10 protein-coding genes are annotated in these 7,676 nt (G+C 60.7%); 5 read left to right on the top strand and 5 right to left on the bottom strand.

The genetic code is table 11. The features are described 5' to 3' along the window. The 3 genes from RMO15_RS03290 to RMO15_RS03280 form a co-directional block, all read right to left on the bottom strand. Window positions 1-365: metallophosphoesterase (locus RMO15_RS03290; RefSeq protein ID WP_309707765.1), on the bottom strand; the 365-nt coding region annotated here is incomplete at its 3' end. 127 nt (window positions 366-492) lie between these two features. Continuing rightward, the gene (locus RMO15_RS03285) at window positions 493-1,626 is read right to left on the bottom strand and encodes a hypothetical protein (RefSeq protein WP_309707761.1); all 1,134 of its coding nucleotides are present in this window, start codon (window positions 1,624-1,626) and stop codon (window positions 493-495) included. 82 nt (window positions 1,627-1,708) lie between these two features. Continuing rightward, window positions 1,709-2,086 carry a hypothetical protein gene (locus tag RMO15_RS03280; protein ID WP_309707760.1) on the bottom strand — a complete coding sequence of 126 codons (378 nt, stop codon included), beginning with the start codon at window positions 2,084-2,086 and terminating at the stop codon, window positions 1,709-1,711. 95 nt (window positions 2,087-2,181) lie between these two features. Here RMO15_RS03280 and RMO15_RS03275 point away from each other — a divergent pair, with 95 nt between their 5' ends. Next, window positions 2,182-3,075 (top strand): trypsin-like peptidase domain-containing protein, encoded by an 894-nt coding sequence (locus RMO15_RS03275; RefSeq protein WP_309707758.1) that lies wholly within the window; start codon window positions 2,182-2,184, stop codon window positions 3,073-3,075. Between the two features lie 8 nt (window positions 3,076-3,083). Continuing rightward, a complete protein-coding gene (locus RMO15_RS03270; protein WP_309707757.1) occupies window positions 3,084-3,695 on the top strand; it encodes a response regulator transcription factor in 612 nt (203 codons plus the stop codon). A gap of 4 nt (window positions 3,696-3,699) precedes the next feature. Here RMO15_RS03270 and RMO15_RS03265 read toward each other — a convergent pair whose 3' ends face one another. Both RMO15_RS03265 and RMO15_RS03260 read right to left on the bottom strand, forming a co-directional pair. Continuing rightward, window positions 3,700-4,014, bottom strand: a complete 315-nt coding sequence (locus RMO15_RS03265; protein WP_309707755.1) for an SMR family transporter — start codon at window positions 4,012-4,014, stop codon at window positions 3,700-3,702. Further along, complete coding sequence (locus RMO15_RS03260; protein ID WP_309707753.1) at window positions 4,011-4,841, bottom strand: nitrilase-related carbon-nitrogen hydrolase; 831 nt, start codon at window positions 4,839-4,841, stop codon at window positions 4,011-4,013. Before RMO15_RS03260 ends, RMO15_RS03265 begins: the two co-directional genes overlap by 4 nt. A 90-nt stretch (window positions 4,842-4,931) precedes the next feature. Between RMO15_RS03260 and RMO15_RS03255 the strand changes: the two genes are divergently transcribed. From RMO15_RS03255 to RMO15_RS03245, 3 genes are all read left to right on the top strand, one after another. Continuing rightward, entirely contained in the window at window positions 4,932-5,525 is a 594-nt protein-coding gene (locus tag RMO15_RS03255) for an RNA polymerase sigma factor (protein WP_309707751.1), read from the top strand. Between the two features lie 7 nt (window positions 5,526-5,532). After that, a complete protein-coding gene (locus tag RMO15_RS03250) occupies window positions 5,533-7,227 on the top strand; it encodes a hypothetical protein (RefSeq protein WP_309707750.1) in 1,695 nt (564 codons plus the stop codon). A gap of 48 nt (window positions 7,228-7,275) precedes the next feature. Next, a partial coding sequence (locus tag RMO15_RS03245) for a glycosyltransferase family 2 protein (RefSeq protein ID WP_309707748.1) occupies window positions 7,276-7,676 on the top strand: 401 nt, incomplete at its 3' end.

Here is a 7,676-nt window from a genome sequence, read left to right as displayed (position 1 = left end):
TTCTCGCTGGTTAGGGGCACCACGGTGTCCAGAAGCGGCGTGATCCCGGCGCTCTCCCAGAGTGCACTGGGCGGATCGAGCGGCGGGGCGGGGAAGTCGTGGTTACCAAAGACCGCAAAGGCTCCGAGGCGAGCGCTTCGTGCCAGTGGCTCTAGGGCTTTGACACACGCGGCCATGTCGGCGTTGTAGTCACCTTCGCGGTCGCAGATATAGTCACCGACAAGTAGCAATAAATCAGGCTTGGCGGCTTTGGCTAGTGCGAGGGCGGGCGCAAGGTTCTCGGCGGGGAAGCTGGGACAGACATGCAGATCGCCCAGCACGACGGTGCGGAGACCGTCGAAGGCCAGCGGAAGGTCGGGGAGCACGATAGTGACACTCTCAACGACAGGATGGTGTGCTGCGTACTTGCCATAAGCGGCAAGCGCCGCTGTGCCGCTCCCGAGAAAACTTCCCGAGAGCAGCCAGCGGCGCAGAACCGTACGCCGTGAGGGCTTAGAGCTTCGGCTCAGCCGCCGTATCCGTACGGACGCTACCGTCGCCTTCCAGAATCACCGGGACAGGCTGGCCATAGTAGATTCCGCCCCCGCCGCCACCAGGATACGGGTAGATTCCCCAGCGGTTGAACTGCTCCACCGTGCCATCGGAGTAGCGAATGGTGACATTGCCCTGGTTGTCCCAAGTGATTGTGGCGGGCAGACCTGCCTCGGGCCCCTTGACCGTGCCACGTCCACTGCCATCCTGGTTGTGGGTGAAGATCGCCTCGTAGCCATCCGACGTGCCCATGCGGGTGCCGCTTGTGCCATCGTTGCGCCAGGAACCTGCGGACTCGTTCCAGACCTTGCCATCCACGGACTCGCTCCGGTTGAGCCACGACGAACCATTGCCTCCCCAGTTGCTCGCGCCCTTGTCTTTCCAGCCGTCAATGTAGACATTCTCATACTTCGAGCTGCCTGACGACCACCCGGCGTTGGTGATATTCTCCGACGAGCCGTACGCACCTTTTAGGAAACCTGCCGTGAACTTGTAGCTGGATTTCCAGACCTGTGGGAACTTCTCCCAGTCCGTGGGCCAGGTGCTGACGATCTCGCCGGCGGGCTTGGTCTTACCCTCGTCTTCGTAGAGATCGCTACGGGTCTCGCCCTTGACTTTATCGTAGCTGGTCTGTGTCCAGAGCCCGAGGTAGTAGTCAAAGTAGAACGTCGGCTCTGGCTCCCAGTAGTAAGGGGGGAGCAAGCTAGGAGTGGAGGTGCCCGTGCTGGGATCTTCCGAGCGGCTAATGTGCTTGGCACGCGAGGACGAAACCCCGACTGCCATGTTCTTGAGGTACGCTCCTAGCTGGGGAACATTGCCCCCCGAGTAGCTCATGTCCGCATTGGGAGAAGGTGCAGCCCCCGCATTACCCAGCGCAACACCACCGCCGCCACGCGCAGGCCCCATGCCATCCACGGCACCAAACATCGCTCCGCCCGAGAAGAGCTTGCGCACCACGCTACCCACACGCTCTTGCGTTGCCCGTGTCACCGGCCCCGTGGTAGTGGAGACCCCACCGCCACCCGAGCAACCCGCAAGCCAGAGAAGACCTGTGCCGCCCATCAAAGAAAACATTCCACGTCGATTTAGCTTCATATCTCGTTCCTTATTTTTCCAAGAAAGCGTACCCCGCTCCGATACTCTTAGAGTTATTTTATCCGATTTACCTTCAAAAATCTTATTCGGCACTTTTGAGCATTTTCGCCAGCCAGCCTAGCAAGCCCGCAAAGCCTGCCAGTGCCACGATGATCATCACCCCCGAAGGTAAAACGAGGGGATTCCCCCCTATCACCACCACAAATGCGAGAGCGATGGTAAGCGCCAATAGGGCCAGTGCGGCGCACGCAACTCCCCAGCAGGCCGCTTTTCGCAGGCGCAAAAGAAGCGCTCCCACGCTCGCCAGGCAGCAAAAGCTCACCGAGGCTACCAGTACCGTTAGGATAAGCTCGCCGCCCGGGCTGCGCACCAGAGTGAAGACAAAAAAGCTCCCCAGAATTAGGTTCAGCGCCAGAGTGACTCCCTCCAGGGAGCTCCATCGGGCTTTCCGCTTTTGCATGGCTCAGCATACCGCAAACACGGGCCAGATGGTTAGTGCTCTCGCCTGCTCTCTTGACCGGGGCAAGGCAAAAACCAAGCCCGTATCCTATGTCCATGAGCAACGAACTTTCTTCTTTTTCCGATGCCCTGGCCGGATTGGTAAACGTCGCAGGAGCTTCGGTAGTGCGGGTGGACGACGGGACGCGCCTCACGGCAAGTGGGCTTGTCTGGGAGCCAGGGGTGATCGTCACCACGAGCCACGGCACCGAGCGCGACGACGAGCTTTTTGTGGTGACGCACAGCGGCGAGCGCCTGGCGGCAAGGCTGATCGGGCGCGACCCGGAGACCGATCTGGCCGCGCTACGCATTGACGGTGACGTAGAGCTGACTCCCATCACGCGCCCTGCGGAGGACTTCGAGCCGCGCTTGGGTCAGCTTGCTCTGGCGATCTCTCGTCCGGGCGACTACGGCCTGGTCGCAACACTGGGCCTCGTCGCCTCGGTGCAGCCCACGCAGACTGCCGGAACACCCGAGTATATTGTGAGCACCGATGCCGATCTCTACCCCGGTAGCTCGGGCGGGGCGCTCTTAAGTGCAGAAGGGGCACTGATTGGCCTGCTCAACCGGGGCTTTGGGCGCGGAATGGGCGTCGTGCTGGGAACGCCTTTAGTGGCGAGAGTGGTGAGCTCTCTCCTCCAGCACGGACGGGTGCCGCGTGGCTATTTAGGTCTCAAGATGCAGTGCGTCGTCCTGCCCGATGCTCTGCGTGTGACCCACTCCCTGGCACAGGAGAGCGGCCTCTTGGTGATCCATGTGGAGCCCGGAAGCGCTGCCGATGCCGCCGGTGTGCAGATGGGCGACACGCTGATTAGCCTCGATGGTGCCCCACTCGACGATGTCTCCGGGATTCGCGAGCGCCTCGCGGCAGGCCGTGCTTTCACGCTTGAGCTTCTGCGAGGGGGCCAGCGCCAGACTTTAACGGGAACCGCAGCAGCCTCCCCAGCGTAAGAGCGAATATGAAAAAAATCTGCACGCTGATTGTTGCACCCTATGCTCCGGTTCGCGCTGGGCTAGCGGCCTTGCTACGCGAGTCGGAGGTGATCTGCGTGCAGGGAGAGCTTCCGGGCAACACCGAGACCCTCACCCGGATGCTCCCCGGCCTGACTCCCGACGCGATTCTCTACGAGGGCGATGGTTTAGAGCAGCTTCTGGGGATTCTCTCCCGTATGCCCGAGCCTCCCGCGCTCGTCGTGCTGGGCGAGGCTCCCAGCCGCGAGCTGCCGCTTCTCCAAGCCAGCGACGCGCTCCCCGGCTGGGGCTATCTAGGCCGCGACTCCGAGGCGGCGACGCTGGCACTTGCCCTCCAGTCGGCGGCAGCAGGTTTAGTCGTCCACGAAACGCAGACCCGTACCACACCCGCCCCAGTGGACGATGTCCTCACCCACCGCGAGCTCGAAGTCATCGCCCTGATGGCACAGGGCCTTCCTAACAAGCTCATCGCCTTCAAGCTCGGTGTCACGCTCCATACTGCCAAGTTCCACGTCGCCCAGATATTAGCCAAGCTAGGAGCCGCCAGCCGCACGGAAGCCGTCACGCTCGGAGCCCGTCGCGGTCTGATTGCGCTCTAAAAGCTTACTTACGTAGCAGGAGCAGGCCACCCATGATCAGCGCCACGCCTAGCAGGCGCGGCCAGGATCGATCTTCGCCAAAGAGAATCACGCCAAAGACAAAGGCCAGAACGGCCTCCAATCCGACGATAATCGTATAGGCCGCCCCCAGCTCGCCGCCGCGCTTGACGAGCAGGGTGTTCAAAATGGCCCCCACCGCAAAGAGCACGAAAATAGCGACACTGGGCCAGAGCTTCGTCAGGCCGTCGGAGAGCTTCATAAAGATGCCGCCCACGGTAAAGCACAGCGCGGCGATGAGCGCCATCATGAGGCTACTCATGGTTGCAAGAGCCTCCCGTAGGTCTGCGGCTCCCGGCGCTCCAGTAGCGGGAAAAGCCGCCGCCAGAGGGTGAGCGCCGCCGGGTCAAGATCCGCAACCACCAGCTCCTCATTGTCGCGGCTTGCCTGGGCCAGTACCTCACCACCGGGGGCGACAATCACACTGGAGCCATAGAACGTGATGCTCTCCTCAATGCCGATGCGATTGGTAGCGGCAATAAAGACCCCATTGGCAATTGCGTGGCTGCGCAATATCGTCGTCCAGGCAGGCTGTGAGTCAAAGCCCGGTTCCGAGGGCTCCGAGCCAATAGCCGTGGGATAGGCGATTAGCTCCGCACCTTTGAGAGCAAAAATCCGCGCCAGCTCGGGGAACCACTGGTCGTAGCAGGTCGGAGCGGCAAGCGCAATCTCGGGAAGTGTAAAAACGGGATAGTCCGAGTCGCCGGGACCGAAGTAATCCCGTTCGTAGTAGCCAATGTCAGCCGGAATGTGTTGCTTGCGGCAGGCTCCGATCAGCGCTCCATCGGGCGCAAAGACCACCGAGGTATCGAAGCCCTCTTCTAAAAGCGAGCCCTGCACAAAGAGTGCGCTCTCACGTGCCAGCTCGGAGAAGAAGCGGCACGACATGCCCCCCGGAATCGCCTCTGGAGTCGGCTCCTCGCCCATCCCTCGTGGCCGTAGCGCGAAGTAGGGCGAGAGAGCAAACTCCGGCAGGCAGAGCAGAGCTGCGCCGCGTTTTTGTGCCTCATGGGCGAGCGCCAAGAACTTGCGCTCCATCTGGCCGGGCTCCCAGGCGGTCTGCGCCAGCGCGATTCGAATCGGCTTCATGAAAAATAGTTTACCCGCCCCGATAGTTTCGCAGGGATTCGGCGTAATTTGTGAGTGAGGACGTCCCCAAATTCTCTCAGGCAGGTTACGATGATTACGATGACACTCTGGCGCAAGCAGACCACCAAAGCGCCGCCAACCGCGGCAGACACGCCCCTGGTATGGACGGCGGATGCGCTACACGAGCGCTACCTAGAAGATATCTTTGCCTATATCTCCCGGCGGCTCCCGGTTCGAGCGGAGGCAGAGGATATTACGGCGGAGACCTTTGCGGCGGCGTTTACCTCACTGCGAACTCTCCAGAAAAACACCGACCCCTTTCCCTGGCTCCTCGGGATCGCCCGACGCAAGCTGATTGACCGAGCCCGCAAGCAAAAGCGCCAGCCCGCAGTCAGCTCCCTGGATATTGAGGACGGCGACTGGACAGATGAGGGCACAGGCGCAGACCCAGCAGCGCAGCTGATCGCCGCCGAGCGACGGCAGGCGGTCTGGAGCTTGGTAGACGGCCTCAAGCCCGAGCAAAAAGAGGCGCTCTTATTGCAGCACCTAGAGGGCCTGAGTATCGCCGAGATCTCCACCGTGCTGGGCAAGTCCCCCGCAGCCATCAACTCTCTCTTGCAGCGTGCCCGGGCCACCTTGCTCACCCGAGGCGCAACGTATTTTCTTTTTTTAGAGGCGGAGTAACACGAAGATGAAGAACAACACAAATCCCCTAACTGAGTCCTACCCGGCCCAGCGCGTCTCGGATGACCTGCGCCTGCGGGTCAAGCGCCTTGCCGTTCAGCACGACGATAAATCAGGCCAGCGAGCCCAAACTCAGCGCAAACGGCGCTTGGTCCTTAGCTATGGTGCCGCCGCAGCCGTGATCGGTGTGGGAGCGCTACTCCAGCCCAAGTTCGCTGCCGCAGCCGTGTTTGCACGAATTGAGAAGGCACTCGATGGTGTTCGCAGTGTCCATGAAGTGACTTGGGAGCAGGGCCGCAACACCGAACACTGGTGGAAAGGGGGAGAAGTCTCACGCACCGAGTACCCTGGCTCCACGGTAGTAGTTCGCGACGGCAAGCGCTACCAGTGGCTGCGCGAAAGCAATAAGGTGATCGTCCAGCCCGAGAGCCCCCTCAATAGCAAGCTGGCCCGAAGCGGCTTTACGATGGCATCGCTGATGCGTGATCTGAAGCTCAGCGGCTGGACAGGCTCTCTGGAGACCCTAAGCGACACCACCGAAAATGGCAAGACCTTCCAGCGCTTCCAGGTGACGATGAAGAACTGGGAAGGTGTGCTGCGTGTGATTCTGGTGGTAGACCCGGCCACGCAGCTTCCCAAGCGCTACGAGGGCTTTGTGCAGCGTGAGGGTGGCTGGGAGCCATTTAACCGGGTCGAGCTGGAGTACAACCAGCCCGAGAGCCCCACGCTTTTCTCCACGGAGTTCCCTGGAGCACGTGTCCTCGACCTAGCGAAGGAGAAGACACTCTGGAAAGAGAAGCTGGAGCAGCCCCTTGCTGAAGTGAAGCTTGGCGAGCGGACGATAAAAGTGCGCGATGTGCGGGTCAATCCACAGGGTGCCGTCTTTGTTCTCTACACCACAGGCAAGACATTTAACGACTATGTCTGGAAGCCATCGGGCGAGTGGGGAACCGCCGAGCTAACCCGCGACTGGCAGATCCAGCTCGTCGGGGGCGGCTACAAACGCCAAGAGGTCTACAACACCTACCTGCTCACCAAAGAATGGAGCCCCAAGAGCCTGGGAGCGCAGCCCATCCTCCGCGATGGTCAGGTACTCCAGGGAGATTGGTTTATTCCCAACGCCCCACAGCCCACGGTTCCCAGCACGGTCACGCTACGCTTTACCGACACACCAACCAAGCTTCCGTCAACGCTCACCCTTGCTCCCACCAAACAAAACGACTTTGTCCCAGACTACTGGCCCTCTATCGTCATACTGCCCTTCACGGGTGACTTTGAGGGCAAGGAGCTTCGCAAACGCTTCGAGAGCGCCCGCTCCACTGAGCTAATGCTCCACCGGGCCAGTCTTACTCAGGCTCTGGAAGCAATCGAGACCGAAGAGGCACTTGGCAGCGGCCCCGATCATAACTTTTTGATCAAGAAAGCCCAGGTGCTCGGGCTGCTCGGATGGCGAGAGGAAGCGGAAAAGTCTCTCCAGCAAGCGATCACACAACACGCGGACCAGAGCCGCCGCTTCCCCAAGCAGTACGAGAACGACTACTTCTTTTGGGAGCAGGTCTGCACCACCTGGTACGCAATCGGCGATGAGACAAAGGCCGTTGAGATGCGCGAGAAAGCCATGGCTCTGACCCAGCGCAGTTTCCCAGGGCGTGTGAAGTGGTACCGCGAGCACCCCGAGGATCTGAAGCCCAAACTGGACTAAGCAAGCGTCAGGGAACAAAATGGGCCGGGGCGCGGTATCCTAGGTACAATGGTCACCGATGCCCTGGCTCCCACTCTTCCGTCGGAGCGCTCACGCCTTGTGAGCGCTCCTTCGTACTTGCTCTCCGTTGCGATCCCGGTCTACAACGAGAAGAACACGCTCTTGCAGATCCTAGAGCGCATTCGTGCCGTCCCGGTGCCAATGGAGATTCTCTTGGTAGACGACGGCAGCACCGATGGTACCCGTGAGCTGCTTAAAAGTGAGATAGAGGGTGTCTGGGACAATGTCCGGGTGCTCTACCATACGCAGAACAGAGGCAAGGGTGCCGCGATTGTGACGGCAATCGGGGCTGCCACGGGTGATTATTTAATTGTCCAAGATGCCGACCTAGAATACAACCCCGAGGACTATCCTCGGCTTCTTGCACCGTTGCTTTCGGGCGAGGCGCA

It is taken from the genome of Armatimonas sp. (assembly GCF_031410135.1).
GTDB lineage: Bacteria > Armatimonadota > Armatimonadia > Armatimonadales > Armatimonadaceae > Armatimonas.
The sequence above is the reverse complement of the archived record's forward strand: the minus strand, read 5'-3'. Positions and strand labels throughout refer to the sequence as shown.